Origin of the sequence: Marinobacter sp. CHS3-4, from assembly GCF_030053415.1 — a bacterium.
GTDB lineage: Bacteria > Pseudomonadota > Gammaproteobacteria > Pseudomonadales > Oleiphilaceae > Marinobacter.
The window spans coordinates 464,785-488,751 of sequence record NZ_JASGBJ010000001.1 but is presented as its reverse complement, the minus strand read 5'-3'; the positions used below and the strand labels follow the sequence as shown (position 1 = coordinate 488,751).

21 protein-coding genes are annotated in these 23,967 nt (G+C 55.3%); 5 read left to right on the top strand and 16 right to left on the bottom strand.

The window, feature by feature from the left end; translation table 11 throughout:
• Positions 1 to 29: 29 nt before the first annotated feature.
• The gene (locus QLQ17_RS02235) at positions 30 to 1,247 is read left to right on the top strand and encodes an OmpA family protein (protein WP_283207908.1); all 1,218 of its coding nucleotides are present in this window, start codon (positions 30 to 32) and stop codon (positions 1,245 to 1,247) included.
• A gap of 422 nt (positions 1,248 to 1,669) precedes the next feature.
• Here QLQ17_RS02235 and QLQ17_RS02230 read toward each other — a convergent pair whose 3' ends face one another.
• The 10 genes from QLQ17_RS02230 to QLQ17_RS02185 form a co-directional block, all read right to left on the bottom strand.
• On the bottom strand, positions 1,670 to 3,688 hold the full coding sequence (locus QLQ17_RS02230) for a PA domain-containing protein (protein WP_283207907.1): 2,019 nt from the start codon (positions 3,686 to 3,688) through the stop codon (positions 1,670 to 1,672).
• A gap of 404 nt (positions 3,689 to 4,092) precedes the next feature.
• Positions 4,093 to 4,677, bottom strand: coding sequence for a DUF3592 domain-containing protein (locus QLQ17_RS02225; RefSeq protein ID WP_283207906.1), 585 nt, complete (start codon positions 4,675 to 4,677; stop codon positions 4,093 to 4,095).
• 92 nt (positions 4,678 to 4,769) lie between these two features.
• Positions 4,770 to 5,033: a Txe/YoeB family addiction module toxin gene (locus QLQ17_RS02220; RefSeq protein ID WP_283207905.1), complete on the bottom strand. Its 264-nt coding sequence runs from the start codon at positions 5,031 to 5,033 to the stop codon at positions 4,770 to 4,772.
• A complete protein-coding gene (locus QLQ17_RS02215; RefSeq protein ID WP_283207904.1) occupies positions 5,030 to 5,272 on the bottom strand; it encodes a type II toxin-antitoxin system Phd/YefM family antitoxin in 243 nt (80 codons plus the stop codon). Before QLQ17_RS02215 ends, QLQ17_RS02220 begins: the two co-directional genes overlap by 4 nt.
• Positions 5,273 to 5,371: 99 nt before the next feature.
• Entirely contained in the window at positions 5,372 to 5,818 is a 447-nt protein-coding gene (locus QLQ17_RS02210) for a TonB C-terminal domain-containing protein (protein WP_283207903.1), read from the bottom strand.
• A gap of 91 nt (positions 5,819 to 5,909) precedes the next feature.
• Positions 5,910 to 6,215, bottom strand: coding sequence for an NIPSNAP family protein (locus QLQ17_RS02205; RefSeq protein WP_283207902.1), 306 nt, complete (start codon positions 6,213 to 6,215; stop codon positions 5,910 to 5,912).
• A gap of 311 nt (positions 6,216 to 6,526) precedes the next feature.
• Positions 6,527 to 6,748 carry a hypothetical protein gene (locus tag QLQ17_RS02200; protein ID WP_283207901.1) on the bottom strand — a complete coding sequence of 74 codons (222 nt, stop codon included), beginning with the start codon at positions 6,746 to 6,748 and terminating at the stop codon, positions 6,527 to 6,529.
• Positions 6,749 to 6,787: 39 nt separating this feature from the next.
• Positions 6,788 to 7,732 (bottom strand): methyltransferase, encoded by a 945-nt coding sequence (locus tag QLQ17_RS02195; protein ID WP_283207900.1) that lies wholly within the window; start codon positions 7,730 to 7,732, stop codon positions 6,788 to 6,790.
• Positions 7,733 to 7,735: 3 nt separating this feature from the next.
• A complete protein-coding gene (locus tag QLQ17_RS02190; protein ID WP_283207899.1) occupies positions 7,736 to 9,007 on the bottom strand; it encodes a D-amino acid dehydrogenase in 1,272 nt (423 codons plus the stop codon).
• 10 nt (positions 9,008 to 9,017) lie between these two features.
• A complete protein-coding gene (locus QLQ17_RS02185) occupies positions 9,018 to 9,848 on the bottom strand; it encodes a polyphosphate kinase 2 family protein (RefSeq protein WP_283207898.1) in 831 nt (276 codons plus the stop codon).
• Positions 9,849 to 9,964: 116 nt separating this feature from the next.
• Here QLQ17_RS02185 and QLQ17_RS02180 point away from each other — a divergent pair, with 116 nt between their 5' ends.
• Complete coding sequence (locus QLQ17_RS02180) at positions 9,965 to 10,774, top strand: TatD family hydrolase (protein WP_283207897.1); 810 nt, start codon at positions 9,965 to 9,967, stop codon at positions 10,772 to 10,774.
• The gene (locus tag QLQ17_RS02175; protein ID WP_283207896.1) at positions 10,771 to 11,979 is read left to right on the top strand and encodes a cyclic di-GMP phosphodiesterase; all 1,209 of its coding nucleotides are present in this window, start codon (positions 10,771 to 10,773) and stop codon (positions 11,977 to 11,979) included. Before QLQ17_RS02180 ends, QLQ17_RS02175 begins: the two co-directional genes overlap by 4 nt.
• 22 nt (positions 11,980 to 12,001) lie before the next feature.
• On the opposite strand, the gene QLQ17_RS02170 is transcribed toward QLQ17_RS02175, so the two are convergent.
• From QLQ17_RS02170 to QLQ17_RS02155, 4 genes are read right to left on the bottom strand one after another with little or no spacing between them, the layout of a single operon-like run.
• A complete protein-coding gene (locus QLQ17_RS02170) occupies positions 12,002 to 12,913 on the bottom strand; it encodes a LysO family transporter (RefSeq protein WP_283207895.1) in 912 nt (303 codons plus the stop codon).
• 18 nt (positions 12,914 to 12,931) lie between these two features.
• Positions 12,932 to 13,252, bottom strand: a complete 321-nt coding sequence (locus QLQ17_RS02165) for a DUF2288 family protein (RefSeq protein WP_283207894.1) — start codon at positions 13,250 to 13,252, stop codon at positions 12,932 to 12,934.
• Positions 13,253 to 13,304: 52 nt separating this feature from the next.
• Entirely contained in the window at positions 13,305 to 13,694 is a 390-nt protein-coding gene (locus QLQ17_RS02160) for a response regulator (RefSeq protein WP_283207893.1), read from the bottom strand.
• Positions 13,695 to 13,714: 20 nt separating this feature from the next.
• Positions 13,715 to 15,346, bottom strand: coding sequence for a diguanylate cyclase (locus tag QLQ17_RS02155; protein ID WP_283207892.1), 1,632 nt, complete (start codon positions 15,344 to 15,346; stop codon positions 13,715 to 13,717).
• A 107-nt stretch (positions 15,347 to 15,453) separates the two neighbouring features.
• On the opposite strand from QLQ17_RS02155, the gene QLQ17_RS02150 reads away from it, so the two are divergent.
• Together QLQ17_RS02150 and QLQ17_RS02145 are read left to right on the top strand one after the other, a co-directional pair.
• Positions 15,454 to 17,241 (top strand): sensor histidine kinase, encoded by a 1,788-nt coding sequence (locus QLQ17_RS02150; RefSeq protein WP_283207891.1) that lies wholly within the window; start codon positions 15,454 to 15,456, stop codon positions 17,239 to 17,241.
• A complete protein-coding gene (locus QLQ17_RS02145; RefSeq protein WP_283207890.1) occupies positions 17,238 to 19,169 on the top strand; it encodes an ATP-binding protein in 1,932 nt (643 codons plus the stop codon). Before QLQ17_RS02150 ends, QLQ17_RS02145 begins: the two co-directional genes overlap by 4 nt.
• A gap of 36 nt (positions 19,170 to 19,205) precedes the next feature.
• Here QLQ17_RS02145 and acnA read toward each other — a convergent pair whose 3' ends face one another.
• Together acnA and QLQ17_RS02135 are read right to left on the bottom strand one after the other, a co-directional pair.
• Positions 19,206 to 21,965 (bottom strand): aconitate hydratase AcnA, encoded by a 2,760-nt coding sequence (gene acnA / locus QLQ17_RS02140; RefSeq protein ID WP_283207889.1) that lies wholly within the window; start codon positions 21,963 to 21,965, stop codon positions 19,206 to 19,208.
• Between the two features lie 252 nt (positions 21,966 to 22,217).
• Entirely contained in the window at positions 22,218 to 23,738 is a 1,521-nt protein-coding gene (locus QLQ17_RS02135; RefSeq protein ID WP_283207888.1) for a methyl-accepting chemotaxis protein, read from the bottom strand.
• Positions 23,739 to 23,967 lie beyond the last annotated feature (229 nt).

Here is a 23,967-nt window from a genome sequence, read left to right as displayed (position 1 = left end):
AATTTTCCTTCAAGATAAGGAGGTCACGCATGAACGTCATGCGCTCGCTGACACTGACAGCCCTGGCTGCCACCCTGGCCGCTCCGGCGGTGGGTGATGAGTTACGGCAAACCGTTTACATCAACCCTTTTATCGCCTATCAGCTGTTTGATGACCAGCGCGACCTGAAAGAAGACGGCATCACCGGTGCCGGCGTTGAATATCGCTTTACGCCTCACTGGGCATTGGAAGGTGTATACGCCTCCGACAGCATTGGCCAGAAATACGTTGGCGGCTCCAGCGAATATGAAGACTTCCATCTGGATGCGATCTACTACTTCGCGCCGCAGGAGGAAACCTGGAATCCGTATATCGCCCTGGGCGCTGGCACGACCGATTTTGGTAAGGGCCAGCGCGATCTTGGAACATTGGGTTCTGCCCACGACGAAACCCGGATCAACGCCGGCGGTGGTTTCCGTTACAACATGAGCGAAGGCATTTCCATTCGTGGCGACCTGCGCCAGTTCCATGGCCCGGAAGACAGCACTTTTGACACCCAGGTATCGCTGGGCCTCAGCTTCGCGTTCAACCGTACCGTTGCGGACAGAACACCAACGTCTGAACCAAGCCAGCCTTCAGATTCTGACAAGGATGGCGTGCCGGACAATCGTGATCAGTGCCCTGGAACACCGTTCGGAACGAACGTTAATAACGCAGGTTGTGAACCTGACAGCGACAACGACGGTGTTGCCGACAGCCGCGACCAGTGCACCTCTACGCCGGCGGGTGCCAGTGTGAACAGCCGCGGCTGTGAGCTGGATGAAGACAATGACGGCGTGGTGAACAGCAAGGATCAATGCCCCGGCACCGGGGCGGGTGAGACCGTTGACGCCACTGGCTGTACCGGTGAAACCGAGACCGTCAGAACGATTGAGCTGAACGTAACTTTCCCGACCAACAGCTCGGTGATCGGCAACCGCTTCGACAGCGAGATTCAGCGCGTGGCGGATTTCATGCGCGAGAACCCGGAAACTTCCGTGGAAATCGCCGGTCACAGCGACAGCCGCGGTGATGACGACTACAACCGGTTCCTGTCGCAGCGCCGCGCTGACGCCGTGGCGGCCCGTCTGACAGGGCCTCTGGGCATCAGCGCTGACCGCGTCAGCTCTGTTGGCTACGGTGAAGCGGAACCTGTTGCCAGCAACGACACGGCGGCGGGCCGCGCTGAAAACCGCCGGGTGGAAGCGCGCTTCCAGATGGCAAGGTAAATTGCCAACCCTTGAAGCTGTGTAAAACAAGAGGCGCCAGACGGCGCCTCTTTTCATTCCAGCCAACAAAAACGCTGACAGAGGGGGAGGCTTAAGGATGAAAACAATCTTGGCCAGAACCTGCCAGCACCGACGGAAACGGAATCAGCCGCCTCCAATGCGAACGAATTGAAGGAAGCGAGCGCGCCCTTTACGAACTGACCTACGATTATTTTCAGGATGGCTTTGTGGAAGAAGTGGTCTATCGCAAACCTTGAGCGGCAATCGTGGATCTCAATGCTGGATATCTTGGATCGCGAAGCGGCCGCTAAAGGGGCAAGGGAAACCTCTATGGTTCTCCTTGATGGCCTGCTGGATTCGGTCCAAGGCAACAAAAGGGGGCTTACGCCCCCTTTTATTTTTCACTGGTTGCTTTTGCGTGATTAGGGTGTGGGCGCGTCGCAGTACAACGTGCTTGTTGCGTTTTCACATTCCCACTTGAATATCCACAGTCCAGTGCTGCGGTCAGAGCCCAGAATGAACTGCTCACCGTTCACTTCGGTTACCGTTACACCCCAGAAGTTGGAGCCCGCCAATTCGCCAAGGTCCTCACCGGCAATAAAGCGTCCCACCTCATGCATGTTCCACGACACTACGCCTTCTCCCAGCGCGTTGGTATGGAAGTGGCCAGGACGCCACTCGACGGCTCTCATGCCCAGTGAGTACCAGGATATGAATACCCGGTTTGGTTGCTGAGGATCGATTTCCAGATTGTGCATGGTCAGATCGCCAGCGCCCGTAGCCAGTGCTGGATCAGCAAGCTCAGCCGGCGCGTAGTAGCCGATTTCGCCCAGATAGCCCACGGTGACCGGATCCTGCGCGCCGTCGCCCATACCTACCGGGACGGTGACGTTTTCCTGCCTGTTGTTCAGCACATGCAGATAGCCCCAACCATCGAAGGCCGCGCCGATGGTGCTCGCAATGCCAGGTGTCCCGATGGCCGGTAAAGCCGGATTGGTGCCATCGTCAGCCCCACATTGGGCAGGGTCATAGCCGTCAATTCCAAGAATGCCGAAGCCCGAGGAGCGAGGCACGAACACCATCGGAATGCCCGCTTCTACCAGCATCGAAACAGACGCCTCACAGCGGTCTGGTGCTACCCCGTTAAACACAATACCGGCGGAGTACCCGGCGGCCTCGACGGTCTGAGCCTTGGTCGTAAAGGCGCAAACGCCGCGCTCGATAACAGCAATGCTTGCCCCGGTAGCCGCAGCGCTTGGAATCGGGTCACCACAGGCAAGACCAACATAAACTGTATCACCGGTGACGCTCTCGATCGCCGCGCCTGGACCCACTTGAGGTACATCGCTGCCCTGGGAGGCCGGATATTCGTTACTGCCAACAATGACGGCTGTGAAGAATGCGTCGAAGTCCTCATCGCCGCCGAAAATTTTGTCGAATTCAACGCCGCCGAAAACAGCCGCGTGCGCATTACCCTCGGATGGGCTGATGCCCAGAACCGGGTCGACGTCCGGATAGGTCGAGTCTCCGAGGAAAATCGGATTGGCAGGATCATTCACGTCCAGAATGATAAATCCCGCGTCCCAATATGACAGCACCGCATGCCAGTCCTCGCCGGGACCGGGGTCCATATCGTTGACCCAGATGTCGTGCAGCAGGGGTGCAGCGAAGACCCCCGTAAATAGCTGCCCATCGGCCGCCACTTCAGGATTGGTCTGGAGCCAGGTTCCGATGCCGGTGGTAGCGATTTTTTTCGGGGCCTGTGGCTTGGTGATGTCAGCAATGATGACGTCGTCAACGTTGATATCGTCGACGATCATCAGGAAGGTTTCGCCGGTCGCGGTTGTCCAGGCAAAGGTATTGTGGACGGGGGTGTCCAGAAAGTTCTGTTTCAGTGCATGGGGCATGGTTGGATCGGTCACGTCCCAGAGCGAAATGCCGCCCTGTCCCTGCTGCTTGCCGCCGTTGCCGCCACCCACGGCCAGACCATTGCCCACCAGCGGACCGCAGGGTTCAAGGGAATGAATGAGCACGGTTTTAGCACCAACCTGATGGACTTTGACGTCATTGATCCGGGTGTTGGGTGGCGATTTGATCATGCCAATGGTGGTTGGATTCGCCGGGTCTCTGATGTCGGAAATATAAACGCCAGACCGGTCACAGGTAGGCTCTTCAAAAGTTCCGACATAGGCATATCCACCATAGGCCCAGACATCGGTGTACTTGCTATCTGCCAGACCACCCAGCGCATCATGACCAACCACCGAGAAACCGTAATTCACGTTGCTCGGTATGTGACCGTCAGGGTTGGGGGTATCGTGCAAGAGGTGTTTGTTGTCAGCTTTACTGCCGTCTGAGGAACTGTCGTCGTGAGCCCAGACCAGGGCGCTTGCGAGCGTCAGGCACAGGGAACCGACTAGCAGAGTCGATCTTATTTTCATTGGAACTCTCCTTGTATACAGGTTGTAGCGCGCCGTGTTCCTTTCAAAATGTCAGGTCATGGTTCTGTCCGGCGCGTTCAGAGATCGCCACATACTCCAGAACGATCTCACTGAGTGTTGACCGTTTCCTTCGATAAGCAAGCTTTATTGGATAAAATTTATCCAGCTTGTCGAACTTGCATTAACCACCGTTTGAAAGCGCAAGAAACGTCGTGACGCCGCAGCATTTTGAGATAAACGTAGGTCAGCCGGGTGTTGCGGTAGATCTGATCGCGGAGGCTGCTGTTGGCATCAGACCCATGAAAAGATATATCTATGGAGGCCTTGATAGCGGGGAGCTGGAGTCGGATGAAAGCCTACCAGGGACGGATCGCAGCGTTGCACCGGTCAGTTTCACCCACTGGTTAAGTTGTCACGACTATCGCTGCCCAAACCAAAAAGACCAAAAGCCCGGAGACGATAAGCGCGAATAAATGTGATTTTCTCTTCTTACTTGGGCGACTGATCAAAACCGATTGGTGAGGATCTTGAGGATTGATATAGACCGGCACCTCTGACCCACACACCCAGTCTTGCCATATTTTCTTGGCATCAGGCGTTTTATCACCAAACGCGTTGATCTCCGGAACCCAAACATCCTTGATAGAGTCAGCCACCACGGTGTTCATATAGTTCTGCCCATGGTGGCTATATTCATACTTTACTTCCGGGTAAAGATACCTTCTTTTTGGCCCATACTGAGATTCCATGATCCCCTTTTGACTCTCCTCTACCGAGCGCAAAACGGCCTTCGATTGAATCCAGTTTTTCTTTTCAGAGTAATGTTTTACTTTTAGCCCTCCGGCAAGAATCAAGGTGCCAGATATGATCAAGAGGAGATGATGGGCGAGATCCGGTAGTGCAATGGCAAACAGTCCAGCTACAGTAACAACCGCAACGAGACCGATAGAGACAACAAGAAAATCAGAATTGGATTCAATCAATTTCATCTGGTTTTCTGCATCTTAACGCGGAGCTTTGCAGCTATTTTGGAACCGCGAAGCGGCGGAAAAATTGTCCGGCAACAGCGGCTGGTTATGCATTATTCGTAGTGGCTCCAGAGTCTGAGGACTTTTACCACTTGCTCGTCCTCCAGTACTTGGTAGACCAAGCGATGCTGAATATTAATGCGGCGCGAATAGGCCCCCACAAGATCACCAATTAGCTTCTCAAACGGAGGCGGCTTGCGGTAAGGATCTTCCGCTATTAGCGCTAACAGTTCCTGGGCTTTTTGTTTGAGGCCGCTGGAGGCCAGCTTTTTTGCATCTTTCTGGGCCTGCTTGGTGTAAACCAACTTCCATGTCACCAGTCCAGTTCCTCATCGCATGCACCCACGGGGGTATCCATCCCTTCCCGAATAGACTCCCGCATACCGGGTACGGAGAGCAGGTAAAGTGTTTCCTGAATAGCAGACCAGTCTTCTTCGGATACCAGAACAGCTTTGTTCCTCTTACCCATGATGACGATTGGTTGGTGGGACTCGGCGGTCTCGTCAATCAACCGATAAAGGTTGCTGCGCGCCTCAGTAGCTGTGATTCCGGTCATGACGCACCTCTTGCGTGTTTAACTTTTAATCAAGTGTACGCCTATAGGTACGTACGTCAAGACGAACGTATTGCATAACGCCAATGTTAAACAGAGTTGCTACTCGCTATTGCCGCTATACGACGGTAATAACTTGAGGAATTCTTCGTCGCTAAGACCTTCATCCGGCACGGAAGGTCCATCAGCCTCAAACTGGATGATGAATTCACGAAAAGATTCTCGATAGTCTTCGCTCTCGAGTCCGCCTAGAGCGACAAACGGGCCTGTTGCTTCAACCGCATCTATCGCTGTTTCGTCGAACAACACACTCCCGCTACTCTCCATGATTTTAATGCCTTCAATTCTACCAGTCATTTGGGTGCTCAAAATGACCTTAACTTTTACTATGCCAGCAACCGAGAAAACCTCCGAAAGCTTCCAATTGTCAGTGACAGTACTATGAATTCTCTTTCTACAGTCCCCAACAGTCGCGCACAGCTCTGAGGGACTATCAGCAAATGCCGGTAGAACTGAGATCAGGAGGATTAGGAGCGCTATGGTTCTCATAAGTGTTTAACGCCTGCATAAGCGGCGGCCTGAAAAGGCCGTCCGGTGGAGGCCCTAGGGCCGGAACAAGCTTAATGCACTTGTTATACGATTACTCGAAAAGTGGCCGAAAAAAACTGCGCTCGTAGTTGAGAATACAGCGAGTTTCTTCCGCATATTTGAAGGCCGCAATACAGTCAGGATCATTGAAGGAGTCTTTCCTGTACTGCTCGTACTCTGCAAAGCTTGGGAAAGTGAACAAGGCCAGCGCAACATCGTTAGCGCCTTCCGAGGGCAGGAAATAACCGTGGTGTTGCCCACCAAACTTATTGACCAAAGGTATCCACAACTTCGAGTAATGCTCAAATTCCTTGAGCTTGTATGGATCAATCACGTACCGCAAATAACAGGTAACCACTTCACTCTCCTTGTATTAATCGTATAACAGCTTATTAGTTTGAGTTCGTATTAAACCGCAACGACACCATCCCGTCCAAACCTGATTCACAACCCGAATAACCACGATTTTTCAGACCCTTACCGCTCTATCTCGGGCGATTTTCGGGTTCCCAGTTCTGTGAAATGTGTGCATGCGTGTTATTTGTGCGCGTTTATGCAAATGAGATACAGCAGGCCAGGAATGTCCGCTTTTGTTTAAAACCCGATCTTGCAGATTACAAACTCAACGCACTGCCTCCCAATAACCCAGCGATCCTGTGTTTGTTACCACTAACCGACATACACCGCGTCAATCAGCAGATTTCTCGGTGTCAGGGCCCGCTCACAAAACGTACCCAGTCGCACTCGAAAGCCCTGCTCTTCCAGAAACACGGCATAATCCAGCACCAGCCATAGCTCCAAAGGTCGTCGAAACAGATGACGAACCAACTCATGGCGCCGAACCTGCTCCAATCGCTGTGCGCCAAACGCTAGCCAGGTATCAAAATCCACCCGCTCCGGTAATGTCAGATGTTTCTTGCCCGCGGCCCATTAACAGAACTGGCGAAAGTCTCCCCGACCGACCCAGCCGGGATGAGAAGGCACTGGCAAATATTCGTCCACCCCCCGCAGTGATCGTTGCAAACCATCGAAGCCCAGCCGCCACTGACTGAATGTATTCACCTGGTCGCGAACCCTTGCCGGTGCAGTCACGGTTTCTTCCACTGCCAGTTTCAAATCCGCTTTGGTCAACGCTAGGCCTTTCAACTGGTGGCGTGCAAATTCAGACAGCGGCCGGTAGTCGTTACTGGCAGAAAGGTGAAAACAACAGGGCGCAATACTCACTCGAGGTAATCGCTGGTTGGCTGCTCTGCTGAGCAACCGGCGATGCAGATCGCCACAGGCATGCAGCGCAACGGCATGGGCATCACCCGGCAGATGGAGGTCGTTCGCCATCACGTCCTGACAGCGCAAGGTGACCGAATCACCGAACTTCTGTGCCAGTCTGTTGCCGTCGTTGACCAGGGCGGGGTTCCATTCCAATCCCTGCACGGGATGGTCGCTGAAAGGCAACAAGGTGCGCGCCAGATGTCCTTTGCCGCAACACCAGTCAACAACCGTTGAGTTCAGGGGGCGGACGGCGCTGGCAAAAGCGCCGGACTGCAGGCGCTTGCGGCCTGGCATATCGTGGGCGCGGGTTTCAGGCAAGGTGCAGCCATCTTCATCACCCGAAAAGACCGGCACATCCGTCAGCTCTGGCAAGGTTGCCAGTGAAGGCATCAGAGCGGCCAATTCCCGGGACAGAGCCACGGGATCGGATTCAAACCGCTGGCAGTCTTCATCGCTCATGCGCGCAATGCGATCCGCCATATCCGGCCATTGTCGAGTCCATTCGGGGACAGGGTCAGTGAACGGGGTCGGCTGCCATAGGGGCCTGTGATCCAACAGCCAGTCGTTCAGTTGCCACCATCGACCGGCGTACCAGGAATCAGACAACGCTTACTCCTGAAACCGGGTCGGCCTGAACGGGTCCAGACAGATGTCCATTTGCTCGTCTTCCATCACCTGGGCGATCAGATGGGCGCTGCCAAGCGACATGGTCCAGCCGAAGGTCCCGTGAGCCGTGTTCAGATAAAGGTTCTGCCGGGGCCCCCGCCCGATCACGGCCGGGCCGTCTGGCGTCATGGGGCGGAATCCCGTCCAGGTTTCAGCCGCATCAAGGTCTGCGCAATCCGGAAAACGGGACTGCACCGATTTTCGGATGGTGGCCAATCGCGACTCGGGAATCTCCCGGTTAAAGCCCGACAGCTCAACAAAGCCTGACGCCCGCAACCGGTTGCCCAGCCGGGTAGACACCACTTTGAGCTGGTCGTCCATAACAGTCGAGACCGGTGCCCGGTTCGGGTCAATCAACGGCGCGGTCAGGCAGTAGCCTTTGACCGGGTAAATCGGCAGCTTCATTCCAAAGGGCCGCACCAGTTCGCCGGACCAACAGCCCGCGCTGATGACAAACGCATCCGCCTCGAGGGTGTCTGACTTGCCATCACGGTCTCGCACAGAAACCGCGTGAATTCGCTGGGCGTCACCAATCAAGTGATGGGCTTCTGAATGACACCGGAATTCCACCCCACGTTCCTTGCAGACGGCCGCCAGCGACTGACTGAACATATGGCAGTCGCCTGTACCGTCCGTGTCGTAGCTCAGAGCGCCGAACAAAGGGCTAGCGCCTGACAGGGCGGGTTCAGATTCCCTGGCCTCGACGGAATCAAGCAGCCGCGAGGGGATGCCCAATTCGTTCAACAGCGACTGGGTTTTGCGATAACCCTCCATGGCTTCTGGCGTGCTGGCAAGGTGCAACAGCCCTCGATGGCCGCCATCAAAATTCAGGGAGCAATCGGCTTCCAGGGCCTCGAACCGGGTTCGGCTATGCATGCCAAGACGCACCATGGCCCGCTTGTTCAGGCCAAACAGGCCGGGCGACCAGGCGTAACGTAATGTCGATATCAGGAATCTCAGAGTGGTCAGCGACGGCGGCATTTTCATCTTCAGAGGGCCGTCGGGGCTGAGCAACCAGGGAATGGCCTTTGCAATCATGGCCGGATCGGCCCAGGGATAGACCACCGCATAGGAACGCTGTGCGGCATTGCCCATACTGGTCTCGCGCCCGGGTTCGCCGTGGCGTTCCACAACGGTGACCTGATGACCGCGACGGTTCAGCTCATAGGCGGTCGTGACACCGACGACTCCCCCACCAATTACGACTACGCGCATGAACGACTCCTTAGCCGACGCCATTTTCTGCCAGTAACTGGCGGTATTTCTCCAGTATTTCTGGCTGTTCCTCGGGGTAATCCGGGGCCAATTGCTTGAGCGTGTCTGCCACCAATCCGGCAACCACCGCGCGCGCCTGGGGTTTGCTATCGCCGGGCACGATCAACCAGGGTGCATGATTTTCGTGAGTAGCCGCAACGGCTTCCTCGGCATAGGCCTCGTAGTGTTTGCGCTGCTTCCAGCCTTCGATGTCAGCTGCATCGAACTTCCACCGTTTACGGGGTTTGTCCAGGCGCTTCAGCAGTCGCCGACGGTGCTCCTCTTCCGAAAGGTTTAACCAGACTTTGATGAGCACGGTCCCCTCGCTGACCAGATGGCGTTCAAATTCCCGGATTGAACGATACCGACTGTTCCAGTCATAGCTTGCGGGGTCGTGCAAAGGCCAAACGCGCTCGGCAATGACCGCCTCATGGTGACTTCGATTGAAAGCCACCATCTCGCCAAACCCCGGCAGTACAGGGGTCACTCGCCAAAGGAAGTCGTGCCGTGCCTCCGCTCCCTGGGGTCGCCCGAATGACCAGGCATGGAAGCCAGCCGGGTCCGTATACGTCGCCAACGTCCGAATCAGGCTGTCTTTGCCACTGGTGTCAGGCCCCTGAACCAGAATCAGTAGTGCCTTTTTACGATTGGCCCAGAGCCTGCGCTGAAACTCGCCAATATCCTCCAGACTGGCCTCCAGCTCCGGCAGCTCTGCCTTGCTATCCAATTGTCTCGGGTAGTTGTTGAACTTCGGCTTTTGCGGATCGAATACCCAGCGTCTGGCGAAGTCAGTCCATTCCATTCAGACCCCCTATCATGGCCATGCAGGCCAACCATTGAACAAGCTGATACACTCTAAGCTTAAATTCTCAAGATAGCAGCCAACTGACTGGTTGCGATGGAGTGCAGTCGCCGACCATGAGCAAGAAGCGTCGTGAAATCCCGATCTTCGATCATCCGATTATCGAAACTCACTGTCATCTTGATTATCTCAAGGAGCGTCCGCTTGAGGACACCCTGGCAGAAATGCAACGAGTCAACATCGAACGGGTGATCACCATTGCAGTCTCTCCGGATAACCTCGGGAAGGTGCGGGAACTGAGCCAGAAAGCACCCTGGGTCTATGGCACGCAGGGCGTGCACCCTCACGATGCAGAATCCTATTCTGATGAGGCCGAAGAGGAAATCCGCGCCCATGCCACGGATGACAAGATTGTTGCCGTTGGCGAGATCGGCCTGGACTATTTCTACGACAACGCAGACAGAGACGTGCAGCGAGACGTTTTCCGCCGTCAGCTGCAGATTGCCAGTGACAGCGACCGCCCAGTGGTGATTCACAGCCGTGATGCCGACGACGACACCATTCAGATATTGAAAGAATTCGAAGGCCCGCTGAAACGCCGGGGAGTGATTCACAGCTTCACTTCCGGACCAGGACTGGCCGAGTATGCGCTGAGTGAAGGCTGGTGCCTTGGCTTTAACGGCATCACCACCTTTAACAAAGCTGAAAACGTTCGGGATATCGTGCGAATGACACCGATCGGCCAGATTTTGTTGGAAACCGACTCGCCCTTCCTGGCGCCGGTTCCCTATCGTGGCAAGGAAAACGCGCCTTTCTATATCCCGTTTGTGGCGGAAAAAATAGCGGAAGTGAAAGAGCTGCCGTTGGACCAGGTTTTGACTTCAACCTACAACAACAGCCTGAGGACGTTCTTCCCGAACGCATGATCAAACGCATTCCCCTATCGGCACTGAAGGTCGGCATGTACATCACCGACCTGAACAACGACTGGATACCTCACAATACCCGTCGCAAGCGGGGTATTATCAAAAAAGAGGAAACCATCGAGAAAATCCGCCAGATGGGGGTTCACTACGTTTACATCGACACCGCCAAGGGTCTGGACACCCAGGATTCAGAGCCAGCCCACGAAGTAGACCGCCGCAACGAGGAAAAGCTGGAAAAGGCCGGGGAGCTGACTCCTGGTACCACGAAGTTGGTGCCCGTCGCTGAAGAGTTCGCCCGGGCCCAACAGATTCATAGCCAGGCTCAGGGGCTGGTCGGCAACCTGCTTAACGACGTAAAGCTGGGCACCGCCATTGATGTCACCCCGATTCACGAACTCGCCGACGAATTGCAAAGTTCGGTGCTCCGCAACGCCAATGCCCTGAGCTGTCTGGGTCGCATTCGCGAGAAGGATAACTACCTGCTGGAACACTCGGTTAACCTGAGTGTTCTGATGTCGTTATTTGGCCGCTATCGCAAACTGTCTTCCGATGCATTACACCAGACCATTGTGGGTGCACTGCTTCACGATATTGGCAAGGTACTGACGCCCGATGAGATTCTTCACAAGCCGGGCCGGCTGACACGGGAAGAATTTGAGGTCATGAAAGCCCACGCCCGACACTCTCGGGACATACTGGCCGCTACCGAGGGCATTGGCGAGCTTTCCATTACCACCGCTGCCCAGCATCACGAGCGCCTGGACGGTTCCGGCTATCCGGAAGGTTTGAAAGGCGAGGAAATTTCAGTATACGGTCGCATGGTCGCCATAACCGATGTATACGACGCCATCACCTCAGACCGCGTTTACCACAGAGGCATGATGCCCACCCAGGCATTGAAAAAACTGCTGGAGTGGAGCGGCGACCATCTGGATCCGAAGCTGGTGCGTGAGTTCATTCGCTGCGTCGGGCTCTACCCCATCGGATCCCTGGTGCTACTGGAAAGTGGCAGGCTGGGCGCGGTGATTGAAACCAATGATGAGGATCAGCGACTGCCGGTGGTCCGCATCATGTACGACACCAAATTCCGGACTTATATTACGGTCAACACGCTTGACCTCTCCAGGCCAGACAATCAGGATCGAATCATTCGCTCTGTCGATCCTGAGCTGTATAAAATCGACGTAAGAAAATTCCTGACCTAACGAATCCCTGCCCTTCAGGCTGCTACGCAGACAGCGACAGAAACACAGCCATCAGGATGGGTGACAGGAAAGACAGCACAAACCCCGACGCAATGGCCACTGGCACACATTCAAGGCCGCCACTGCTTCGAATCACCGGCAGGGTGAAATCCATGGCGGTAGCCCCGCCATAACCGATGGCCACGCCCGGTCGCCGACCAATCAGCAGCGGGATAATGGCCAATGCGATGATTTCGCGGATGACATCGTTCAGAAAGGCAACACCGCCCCAGGCTGGCCCCAGCGCATCGCCAATCACGATACCGGACAAGGAATACCACCCGAACCCGGAGGCCAGCGCCAGGGACTGACTCCAACCCGTATCCAGCACCGGCACCAACGCCAGCCCACCAACCAGAGAGCTGGCAGCCAACACCAGCGCAATGCTGACTCCGTGACGATTGAGGAACAGGCGACGCAGTGAGAGGCCGGCATTGCGCAGTTGCAGACCAATCAGCAATAACAGAAGCATCAGAAGGGCGGTGGCCAGATCCTCCGTCATGGGAAGTTTTGGCAGTAGCCAATAACCAGCCACAACGCCAGCAACCACCGCCAACAGGGGCTTCAATCCCGCAAGGAATAATCGCCGGTAGCCATGGGAAACCGATTCAGAGGGCTCTTCGATAACCATGGGCTGGTAACGATGTAACAACCACAGACCAAGCAGATTGAACACCAACAGACCAATAACCAACGCAGACACCTGAAAGGCCATACCCGCCAACTGCTGGGAAAGACCGTCCATCTGGCCCAGCCCCAGGCCCAGCAGGCCTAGAATCAGGTAAATCAAGGCTTCCACGGAATGATGGATCAGCGTCATCAGCTGGCGGTTTTCCAGCCTGATGGCAAATCCAAGAAACAGGGGAGCCAGTATCAGCAGGGCACCGGTCAGCATCGGAGGTGGCGCGCCAGGTCAGTGCAGGACATGCTTGTTCCGATCCTGAACCAGCACCCACGGAGCAATCACCACGGCCCAGAGTTGGGCGTCTTCTTCATACCAATGACGGGCCTGGTCCGGGGTCACCTGCCCCACCTGATCCTGGGCCATCCAGTGCTCGAACGTTGCTTTGTTGTCTGCCGCCAGCTCAGCGGCCACAGCCAGAAGATCCAGGTTCGGTGAAACCCTCACCACGTGGCCACGGGCGAAGTAGGTTTGCAGGTCGCGCCACTTGATTTGCGACGTTTCGAGATTGAGCTTGGCGAGCAATTCGTCCCGGGAATCGTCAGAAGGCATGGGGAAAACCTCTGGTACTGGAATTTAAAAGGGCGCTAGCTTAACCGATGGATCAACAACTCTGCCAGATTTCCCTGACCCTGTCTGACAGTGTCATAGGGTCAAACGGTTTGGGGATCACAGCCACCGCCCCTTCCGCAAGATAGCTGGCCACCTCGTCGGACTGAACTTTGGCGGTCATGAACACTGCAGGCGTCTGTTCATGATTCGGCAACTGGCGAATGGCCTGCAAGGTTTCCGGGCCATCCATGCCGGGCATCATCACGTCCAGTATCACGAGCTGGGGTGCAAATTCATCTATAGCATCAATGGCATCCCGGCCACTGGCGCAGGTTTTCAAGGTGAAACCACCGACCGTTTCCAGTGCCACTTCCGCCACGGCACGGATATCTTCCTCATCTTCGACCAGCAGTATGCGCTGCAACGTGTCAGGCTGTGCCATTGCGTTCTTTTCCTTCTTCTTCAGGATGCCGTCGTTACACCGTTTCTACCGGCCCGTTTACGCCCATAAAGAGCCTGATCAGCGGCTTCAATAGCCTCTTCAGAACTGGCGTAGGCTGACAATGTCGTCAGCCCCACACTGAGTGTGACGTGGAATTCTCCGGAATTGCCCTCGAACGTAATCTTGGCAAAATCTTCACAGACCGATTCAAGCACAGTCACCGCCCGTTTCAGAGAGCATTCAGGCAAGGCCACGATGAATTCTTCCCCACCGTAACGGCCAATAATGTCGGTTTTCCGCAGCCGATGACGCAACAGGTTCGCCAGGCCCTTAATCACAAGGTCACCCGCCCGATGGCCCTGATTGTCATTGACCTGTTTGAAATGATCCAGATCCAGCATGGCGACCGCTGACTGATGTTTCAGTCGCTGGCAGCGGGCGTGTTCCTTCAAAATCTCGGTTTTCACAAGAGAATGCTTTAACAGCCCCGTCAGGCTATCCCGGGATACCAGCTTGTCGAGTTGCTTGGCGCGATAGCAGCGAATCTTTGCGGTTCGCAATAGAAACGAATCTGACACAGGCTTGGTGAGAAAATCATCGCCGCCCTTTGCCAGCGCCTCCAGCTGGATTTCGCGATCCTGCTCTGCAGACAGATAGACAATGGGGAGGCTCAGCCATTCTGGCTCGAAACGAAGCATGCGAGCCAACGCGGGGCCAGCGATCTCTCCCATTTGCACGTCCATCAATACGATATCCGGGCGGAACGCGGATAGCACCGACAACAGTCGGGCAGGGTCGCCAGTCACGGTTTCCACTTCCAGCCCGCCATTGGTCAGCACAAGCCGGTAATGCTCTCTCAATTCGGGATCGTCATCGACAATCAAGACCCGACCGCTCTCCGCATCGGCATGATCGGTCAACAGGCGTTCCAGGTGATCGGCCAGTAAAGGCAGATTCAGAGGGTCGCAAAAGAAGGCTTCAGCACCTTCACGGGCCAGGGCATATCTTCGCGGGTATGAGTCGGCGGCTCCCAAGCAAATAATCGGCAGCCCCGGAAACAGTTCTGCGCATTCGCCACCACTGGCCAGAAATACATCATCTCGAATGATCAGTGCAGACGGCACGTTCTCAGGCCGCTGTTGCCATTCCTTTACACTGGGCAACCAGGAAAATCGGTATCCATAGAGGGAAAGACCAGACGTCAGTTGAGTGGCTCTGCCAGGATCTGGATCAACGACCAGTATCAGCTGTTCAACCCTGGCCGTTGGGAAATTGCTCTTTGTTTGTGGTTCGGCCGTATCGGCCAGACGCAACAACCCCCTCAGCCCTGACAAACGCTGGCTAAGCTCCGGACTAATGTCCGAGGGCAACACCGGGGACGTCTGCGAATCCCCATCAAGAAAAGGCTTTAGCTGTACTTCGAGGCGTCTTGCTTCCTCGCCCAGGGCAGAGAACCCAAAGGTTCCTGCGGATCCGGCGAGCCGATGCAGAATGCGATAAGCCTGCTCCAACTGCTCATAGCAGGCTTCTGCGTCAGTGATGGATTGCGCAATTGCGTCCAGTGCGTCACATTCAACAACAGCCTTGTCCAGAAACTTTTGCTTCAACGCCTCCAGCTTCGAGCTTACTTCATTGCTAACCGGTTTGGGCATGATGACGTCTTAACTACTGTACTGAATGAAACAAACTTTCGTTTTACTTTCGGCTATCCTGCCATGAAAGCAAGTTTTTTATGTAACCACCAGTAGGATTGGCTCTTTTGACTCGGCTTTCTCTTGGGATCGGCTCCCGCCTTGCGGTCATCATTGTCTGTTTCAGCCTGACAGCCATTATTGCGGTCGCGGTGACGGCCTATCGTGCTCTCAACGAAGATTTTGAAAGCATTCTCACCGAACGGCAGGCCTATGAGGCTAGAAGAGTCTCTGAACAGGTGAGTGGAAGTCTACAACTGCGAATTGCGCTGCTGGAGGCGCTTGGCACGTCGCTGACAGACGGAGAAAAACTGTTACCGATTCAAGAAATAGAAACTTTCCTCGGACGCCAAGACAAGCTTCAAGCGCTCTTTTCCAACGGCCTTCTGGTGTTGGACGAAAATGCCACCGCTATCGCCGAGGACACCTTTGTTCCCAACCGGATAGGTACGAACTACGCGGATAGATCCCATTTCGCAAGGGCCATCGAATCCCGTCAGTCGGCGATCAGTCGCCCTATTATCGGTCGAACCACGGGGGTGCCCCTGCTGTCCTTCGTATCGCCCATCGAAAGTGCCGAGGGCGATCTGCTTGGTTTTCTGGCAGGCAGCATCAACCTGAATAAAACAAACCTGATTCCTCCGGACGCGCTCAGGCTCAGCAAGAGACAGCAGGCTGAGTTACTGGTGGTTGATACCGATAACTTTCTCTACGTGGAAACGAAAGAGGATGAGGAGGGCATCAAATCCCTGCCTGCCCCTGGGAAAAATCCGCTGATAGACGCTGCGCTGTCCGGGCTCACGCTTGGTGAGGTAAAAACTGAAAATGGCGACATCATGATCTACGCCACCAGCCATCTGGAGCGCCTGGGCTGGCTTTTTATCCGCGCAGTCCCGAAGGCGTATGCGAACGCACCGGCGACCGAATCCTTCAACAAGTTTCTCTGGGCCAGTATTCTGATTGTATTGATTGTTCTACCCATCGGTTACCTGGTCACACGATCTGCCATGGCGCCGCTGAACAACATGACCCGTCGAATCGGCAGAATGTCTGCTGCCGGCGGTTCGTCAACCCGGGTTGAAGAAACCGGACCGCCAGAGGTCAGGAACCTTGCCCGGGCCTTTAACCGACTCCAGGACGAGCGGGATGCCATTGCCAAACTGCAGGAGGATTTTATTTCCAACGTCAGCCACGAGCTGCGTACACCGCTCACTTCGATTAACGGGGCATTGCGACTGATCGAGTCTGGCACCCTTGGCGAGCTCCCTGAGAAAGCGGCCGATATGAGCAAGCTGGCACTTCGTAATGGCGAGCGTTTGCAACGGCTGATTTCTGACCTTCTGGACTTCAACAAACTCAACTCGGGCGAGGTCCGACTGGCGCTGGAATTCCAGAGACTGGCTCCGATCGTCTCTCAGGCCATCAACGGCAATCACGCAATGGCCCAGGAGCATAATGTAAAGCTGGAGAGTGACTGCGAACCCGGGCTGGTTGTCCATACCGACGCTCATCGGCTGCGACAGATCCTCGACAATTTCATCAGCAACGCCATCAAGTATTCCCCGACGGGTGGGCGGGTTCGGCTTGTAGCCTCCAGAACCGACGAGGGCAAGATCAGACTGACCGTCAGTGATCAGGGTGAAGGCGTACCCGAATCATTCAAACACCAGCTCTTTCGACGTTTTGCTCAGGCAGAAACTGGCACCAAAAGGGCTTCGAAAGGTACCGGGCTGGGGCTGGCCATCTGCAGAGAATTGGCGACACTGCTGGGCGGAGAGATTGGCGTCTATAACGATCACGGAGCGCATTTCTGGATTGACCTTGCTCCTGACACCACTTCGCAGGAAGGTCAATGAGCGTAAAATCCGATCCTCCGGTCTTCTTCCTTCTAATTTGGCTCTCCCGGTTGGGCGTCAGTGGCCTGGTGATTGCTGCCGCGATAAGCCTGGACGCCGCCATTACAGAACAGCACCGAAATGGTCTGAAACAAGCCTGGCAAACTCAGGTAGACGAGATAGCTCTGAACCTGCAGGCCGAGATTTTGCAGAACGTTCAGACTGTCTGGGGGCTGGCCGCTAACGTGGCCATTGAGCCCGACATAGACGACGACCGATTTAATCAGCTGGCCCCGGTACTGTTCCGGCTGGCTCCTGAATTGAAAAACATCGGCCTGGCTCCTGACCTGACTATTCGACACGTGTATCCACTGAGGGGCAACGAGGCAGCCATCGGGCTCGACCTGACTCGTCAGAGTCTTCCGCCCGAGGACGTTAAGGCGCTGAAAGAAAGCCGTCGAGCTATTTTCAACGGTCCCATCGATCTGGTGCAAGGCGGCAAGGGGCTGGCTAGCCGAATTCCGATTTTTACGAAAGAAACCGATGAATTCTGGGGCGTGGTATCGGTGATTCTGGACCTGAATAAACTCTACGACACGGTGAACCTTGCCGAATACCGGCGAGACCTGCGATTCGTGCTTGCATCGTCCAGCGACGTATCCGATACGAAAGCCATTTTTTTCGGCCCTCGCAGCACTGAGTGGTCAGACCCCGTATCCAGCACTCTGAGAATGCCCGGAACCACCTGGACGATTTTTGCAGAACCATCCAACGGCTGGCCCACCGCACCCGAAAACCCTCTGGTTTTCAGAGGATCGTTGATACTGGTTGCCGGGCTGATCATCAGCGCATTATTCTGGCTAACCCACCTGATGTTACGCGATCGTGAAATGCAATTGCGCTTCTGGGGCCTGTTTGAACTTGCGCCCCTCGGCGTTGGCCTTTTTAACGCCAGAAACGGTCGGGTTATCCGTGCCAACCCTCAGTTCCGCAAGCGGTTTGGACACAAGGCCGACACTCTCGATTTCTTTGAACAGGGCTTCCAGAGAGACGGTACTATGTTGGAAAAGCCGCTCGCGCTCCAGAAGAGACTTCGTGCGTCCCAACGAATCAGCGATATAGAAGTGTATTACCCGACTGACGAAACCACCGTCGCCCCGGTAAATTTGCGGGGCCTGAAACTGCTGGAGACAAGCAGGGACCCTGTTATCTGGTTGATCGCCGAGGACATATCAGAACAGAAAAAAGTGGAAACGATGAAGAACGAGTTCATCTCTACCATCAGTCACGAACTGCGGACACCGCTAACGTCCATCAGCGGATCACTTGGGCTGCTGACAAGCCAGGCGACGGGGCAACTACCGGACAGCATGGCCCGAATGATCGGTATTGCGCACCGCAATAGCCTGCAACTGACCCACATCATCAATGACCTTCTGGATATCGACAAACTGGTCGCGGGCAAAATGAAGTTCCGGATGGAGAACCTCATTCTTTCTGATCTGGTCAAAGAATCTGTGGAGAATATCGGACACTACGCCCGCGAACGCCAGGTTCGGCTAGAGCTCTCATTCCTGCACGACGTCAGGGTCATCACCGACCGCCAGCGCCTGACTCAGGCCCTGAACAATCTGTTATCCAACGCCATTAAGTTCTCACCGAGCAACGGCGCGGTTACGGTGTTCTCACAGTTGCGTAACGGCAGAGTCCGGCTGTGTGTTCGTGATGAAGGCGAGGGTATACCGGAAGCATTCCGACCGCAGATTTTTGAAAAGTTTTCGCAGGCGGATGGATCCAGCCGACGCCAGAAAGGTGGCACCGGTTTGGGCCTGGCCATTACCCGCGAACTGATGACGCAGATGAACGGGTCTGTGGACTTCGAGTCAAAACCGGCTGAGGGAGCCATTTTCTGGCTGGAGATGTCCGTGCTGGACGAAAAAACCCGGTGAGCAAGCCCACCGGGTTTCTTCATGCGGCGGTCAGCCTCAGGCTGATTTGAGCATCTCCCGCACTACATAGTGCAAGATACCACCGTGCTTGAAGTACACCGCCTCATTGGCGGTATCAATCCGTGATTTCAGGTCGCAGCTTTCAGTCGAGCCGTCCTTGTACTTCACCGTCATGGTCAGGGTCTGGCCAGGCTTGATCTCTCCGGAAAGCCCTTCGATGCTGATTGTTTCCTCACCCGTCAGTTTCAGGCTCTTGCGGTCCGTGCCCTCAGGGAACTGCAGAGGCATAACACCCATACCGATGAGGTTAGACCGGTGAATCCGCTCATAGGATTCCGCGACCACAGCGCGCACACCGAGAAGGCGCGTGCCCTTGGCCGCCCAGTCGCGGCTGGAACCGGTGCCATATTCCTTACCGGCAATGACCACCAGCGGCGTATCCTTCTTCTGATACTCCATGGCCGCATCGTAGATGGCCATCTGTTCGCCGGTAGGCACGAACTTGGTAAAGCCACCTTCGACGCCGTCAAGCATCTCATTCCTGATGCGCACGTTGGCGAAGGTGCCACGCATCATTACCTCATGGTTACCCCGACGGGAACCGTAAGAGTTGAAATCCTTGGGCTCGACACCGTTCGCCTGCAGATACTTTCCGGCGGGCGAATCCGGCTTGAAGGAACCGGCCGGTGAGATGTGGTCGGTGGTGACAGAATCCCCGAGCATCGCCAGTATGTTGGCGTCCTTGATGTCTTCGATCGCGTCCGGCTCTTCTTTCAATCCCTGGAAGAACGGCGGATGCTGGATGTAAGTGGACTTGTCAGACCACTCGTATACCTTGCTTTCCGGCACCTTGATGGCCTGCCAGGTAGCGTCGCCATCGAAAACCTCGGCGTATTCCTTATGGAACATGTCGGTTTTGACTTTCTCGACGGCCTCGGCAATTTCCTGCTGGCTGGGCCAGAGATCTTTCAGGTAGACCGGGTTGCCGTCTTTATCCTCGCCAAGCGGGTCCTTGGACAGATCCAGCCGTACATTTCCGGCCAGCGCATAGGCCACTACCAGGGGTGGTGACGCCAGCCAGTTGGTTTTCACATTGGGATGCACCCGGCCCTCGAAGTTGCGGTTGCCAGACAGCACAGACGCCACCGTCAGGTTACCGTCGTTGATGGCCTTCTCCACGGCGTCCGGCAACGGACCGGAGTTACCGATGCAGGTGGTGCAGCCGTAGCCCACCAGGTTAAAGCCAAGCTTGTTCAGGTCGTCCTGGAACCCGCCCACCCGGAGGTAGTCGGTCACAACCTTGGAACCTGGCGCCAGGGAGGTTTTGACCCAGGGCTTGGTATTCAGACCCTTCTCAACCGCTTTCTGCGCAATCAGGCCGGCGGCCATCATCACGCTGGGGTTCGAGGTGTTGGTACAGGAAGTAATGGCCGCAATCACTACGGCGCCTGGATCCAGCCGGGTCGTTTCGCCGTTCATGGTCAGCGGCTGACTGGCGGCGTGCTCATAGCTCTTGTCGATACCCACGGCGGTTTGACCGCCTTCAGACTCCAGTTTGTGGTCGTTGGGCTCTGCCGGACCTTCGCTGGTTTCCATAATCAGTTCGAAGGCCGACTTCATGTTCTTCAGGGCCACACGGTCCTGAGGACGTTTCGGGCCAGCCAGGCTGGCCTCTACTTCGCCCATGTCCAGCTCGAGCTTGTCGGTATAGACCGGCTCATGGCCGGGTTCGCGCCACAGACCCTGAGCTTTGGCATAGGCTTCGACCAGTTCAAGTTGCTCTTCGTCACGACCGGTTAACTTCATGTACTTGATGGTTTGTTCGTCCACCGGGAAGAAGCCACACGTGGCACCGTATTCTGGCGCCATATTGGCAATCGTGGCCCGGTCAGCCACCGGCATATCCTTCAGTCCGTCGCCATAGAATTCGACGAACTTGCCCACCACGCCTCTCTTGCGCAGCATTTCGGTAACCGTCAGCACCAGATCGGTGGCGGTAATACCTTCACGTAATTTGCCGGTGATTTTGAAACCAACCACTTCCGGAATCAGCATAGACACTGGCTGGCCCAGCATCGCAGCTTCCGCCTCGATACCGCCAACACCCCAGCCCAGAATGCCCAGGCCGTTGATCATCGTGGTGTGAGAATCTGTGCCAACCAGCGTGTCGGGATAGGCCACGGTTTTGCCGTCGATCTCTTTCTGCCATACAGTTTTGCCCAGGTATTCAAGGTTCACCTGGTGGCAGATGCCGGTACCTGGCGGCACCACACGGAAGTTATCGAAAGCCTGCTGGCCCCAGCGCAGGAACTCGTAGCGTTCCTCATTGCGCTCCATTTCAATGGCCACGTTGTCCTTGAACGACGACGCATCACCAAACTTGTCCACCATCACCGAGTGATCGATGACCAGGTCGACGGGCGACAGCGGGTTGATCATCGCCGGATCTTTGCCAGCCTCTTTGACCGCGGCACGCATGGCCGCCAGATCCACCACGCCGGGAACCCCGGTAAAATCCTGCATCAGCACCCGGGCTGGGCGGAACTGGATTTCGGTGTCAGACCGACGGTCTTTCATCCACTGCACCATGGCATCAATGTGGGAGCGATCCACGGTGGAATCGTCTTCGTTGCGCAGCAGATTTTCCATCAGCACTTTCAGAGAAAACGGAAGACGATTCAGGTCTCCCAGGGTCTCGGACGCTTTGGGAAGACTGTAGTAATTAAACGTTTTGCCGCCAGCATCAAGGCTGGAAAGGGTGTTCAGACTGTCTTTACTGAGACTTTGTTTCGACATGTGGTGCCTCCTTTTCCGTCGTTATGCGAAGATTCCGGAAGGCTCTGCGAAGCCCTTTCATCAATCGCCCAACCGTCAATGTCCGACGACCCCAGACTGATGGAAAGACTCCCTAGTATGAACTTATCCTAAACTATTGCAGCAATTAGAAAGAGTTCAACCGAAGGCTGATGAATGTTCGGCATCACTGCTGTGAATACCAGACAGAGGTCGTAGAGCCGGAAAACTCACCCGTTTCAGGTTTCGAGCAGATTAGATGCGATAAAGTTTTACCAGATCGTCCAGTTTTTCGGTCACCGACTCAAGTCCGTTTGCCATCGTCCTGACACGCTCGGCCTCAGACACGACATCGTTGTTGCGAGTGGCCACGGAGTGAATGTTCTCGTTGATCTGTAGCGACGTGGTTGCCTGCTCTTCAGAAGCCGACGCAATTTGATGGTTCATATCGGAAACCTCGTTGATGGCAACCTCAACCTCTCGTATGGCCTCCTCGGTTTCACGCATTGCGCGTGTGGACTCCAAAGATCGCGTGCGCCCCATCTCCATCGAAGCTTTGGTCGCTTCAGAAATCTCGCTCAATTCATCAACCGTCGCACGAATCTGATCAGTAAATTCCTGCGTTCGCTGGGAAAGCGCCCTGACCTCGTCTGCTACGACCGAAAATCCGCGACCATGTTCACCGGCTCTTGCCGCCTCGATGGCAGCATTCAGAGCCAGCAGGTTGGTTTGCTCCGAAATCGCATTTATTGAGCCGACGACGGAAGAAATGGATTCGATTTTTTCGCCCAGCTCGTCCACTCTTTTCGCGCTGCTTTCCAAAGCCTCACTGGTCGCCTCGGTCAGGTTCGACGCGTTACTCATTGCCTCGCCACCCCGTGTGGCGGCCTCAGAAGCCTTGGTCGCAGCCTCGGAAGCCAGTTGGGCGTTGCTGGCAACTTCCTGGATACTGGCAGACATTTCGTTAGTCGCCGTCGCCGCCTGGTCCGTCTGTAGCTGCTGTTCGTTGGCTATTTCCCTGGTGGTGTCACTCACAGCGGTCATTCCGTCCGCGTTCGAACGCAGCTGCGTCGACAATTCTCTGAGCTTTGCAATCAACTCCACAATCCGGTCGAGCATGTTGTTGAACGAGGTCGCCGTTGCGCTCTTATCGGCGTTTTCAAGACGAACCGTCAGGTCGTTATTACCGTCGAACCCGCGGACAATCTCGATAATCTCGATTGACTGTTTCTGCTCTGCACCCATTTGAAGTGAAAAGAACACAAGGATCGCCGCTTCAAACACAACAAACGCAGCATGGAGAAACGCAATCGACCAGCTGCAGTCGTAGTTGAACACCATCAACGACATATCGTCGAGTGAGGCTCCACCCAGCTGAAGCCCCGTCAGTGCCAGATGGTGAACCGCAATCACACCGGCGGCGACCACCACGGGAAGCCAGTCACGATAGATAATGACCAGAGCGAGCGCGGCAAAGATATGAAAGTGCATTTCAATCCGCCCCAGCTGGGCCTGGATCATGATCGCAGAGAACAGCATCAGGCAGATCGCATACAGGCAGGACAATACCCGGGTGCCGCGAAGGGTAAAATAGCCTGCTGCGGCCAGGCCACCGACCAGCAGCGAGGAGACCAGAGCAAACGTCGTGGTCCCGTAATTCATCGGCACCAATAGGCCAACCACAGGTATGTGGGCCAGCAGAATGAACAACACCTGGCGATCGGTGCGCTCGCGTAAATTTTTTTCGTAAGACTGGGTGTTCACCGCTGTCGTCATGTGGATTTCTCGTTATTTATATCTTGAAGTAAGCGTCGAATATCCGGTTCGAGCGCTTCATCCGTGACGGAATGACAGGCAGGGATACTGCTATCAAAAGCGCGGAGGTTAAAAGCATCGCGGCCGCAGTGTTTTTCTTCACTTATATTTTCTCTGTAGAGATAAGAGCGCGCCTGCCGGCACTCTACGACTCAATTATAGTTGCATAATGCAGATAAATGGCAGAAGT

Coding starts and splice junctions, on each gene's coding strand:
- QLQ17_RS02235 (WP_283207908.1), top strand. CDS start 30: ATGAACGTCATGCGCTCGCTGACACTGACAGCCCTGGCTGCCACCCTG.
- QLQ17_RS02230 (WP_283207907.1), bottom strand. CDS start 3,688: ATGAAAATAAGATCGACTCTGCTAGTCGGTTCCCTGTGCCTGACGCTC.
- QLQ17_RS02225 (WP_283207906.1), bottom strand. CDS start 4,677: ATGAAATTGATTGAATCCAATTCTGATTTTCTTGTTGTCTCTATCGGT.
- QLQ17_RS02215 (WP_283207904.1), bottom strand. CDS start 5,272: ATGACCGGAATCACAGCTACTGAGGCGCGCAGCAACCTTTATCGGTTG.
- QLQ17_RS02210 (WP_283207903.1), bottom strand. CDS start 5,818: ATGAGAACCATAGCGCTCCTAATCCTCCTGATCTCAGTTCTACCGGCA.
- QLQ17_RS02190 (WP_283207899.1), bottom strand. CDS start 9,007: ATGCGCGTAGTCGTAATTGGTGGGGGAGTCGTCGGTGTCACGACCGCC.
- QLQ17_RS02185 (WP_283207898.1), bottom strand. CDS start 9,848: ATGGAATGGACTGACTTCGCCAGACGCTGGGTATTCGATCCGCAAAAG.
- QLQ17_RS02180 (WP_283207897.1), top strand. CDS start 9,965: ATGAGCAAGAAGCGTCGTGAAATCCCGATCTTCGATCATCCGATTATC.
- QLQ17_RS02175 (WP_283207896.1), top strand. CDS start 10,771: ATGATCAAACGCATTCCCCTATCGGCACTGAAGGTCGGCATGTACATC.
- QLQ17_RS02170 (WP_283207895.1), bottom strand. CDS start 12,913: ATGCTGACCGGTGCCCTGCTGATACTGGCTCCCCTGTTTCTTGGATTT.
- QLQ17_RS02165 (WP_283207894.1), bottom strand. CDS start 13,252: ATGCCTTCTGACGATTCCCGGGACGAATTGCTCGCCAAGCTCAATCTC.
- QLQ17_RS02160 (WP_283207893.1), bottom strand. CDS start 13,694: ATGGCACAGCCTGACACGTTGCAGCGCATACTGCTGGTCGAAGATGAG.
- QLQ17_RS02155 (WP_283207892.1), bottom strand. CDS start 15,346: ATGCCCAAACCGGTTAGCAATGAAGTAAGCTCGAAGCTGGAGGCGTTG.
- QLQ17_RS02145 (WP_283207890.1), top strand. CDS start 17,238: ATGAGCGTAAAATCCGATCCTCCGGTCTTCTTCCTTCTAATTTGGCTC.
- acnA (WP_283207889.1), bottom strand. CDS start 21,965: ATGTCGAAACAAAGTCTCAGTAAAGACAGTCTGAACACCCTTTCCAGC.
- QLQ17_RS02135 (WP_283207888.1), bottom strand. CDS start 23,738: ATGACGACAGCGGTGAACACCCAGTCTTACGAAAAAAATTTACGCGAG.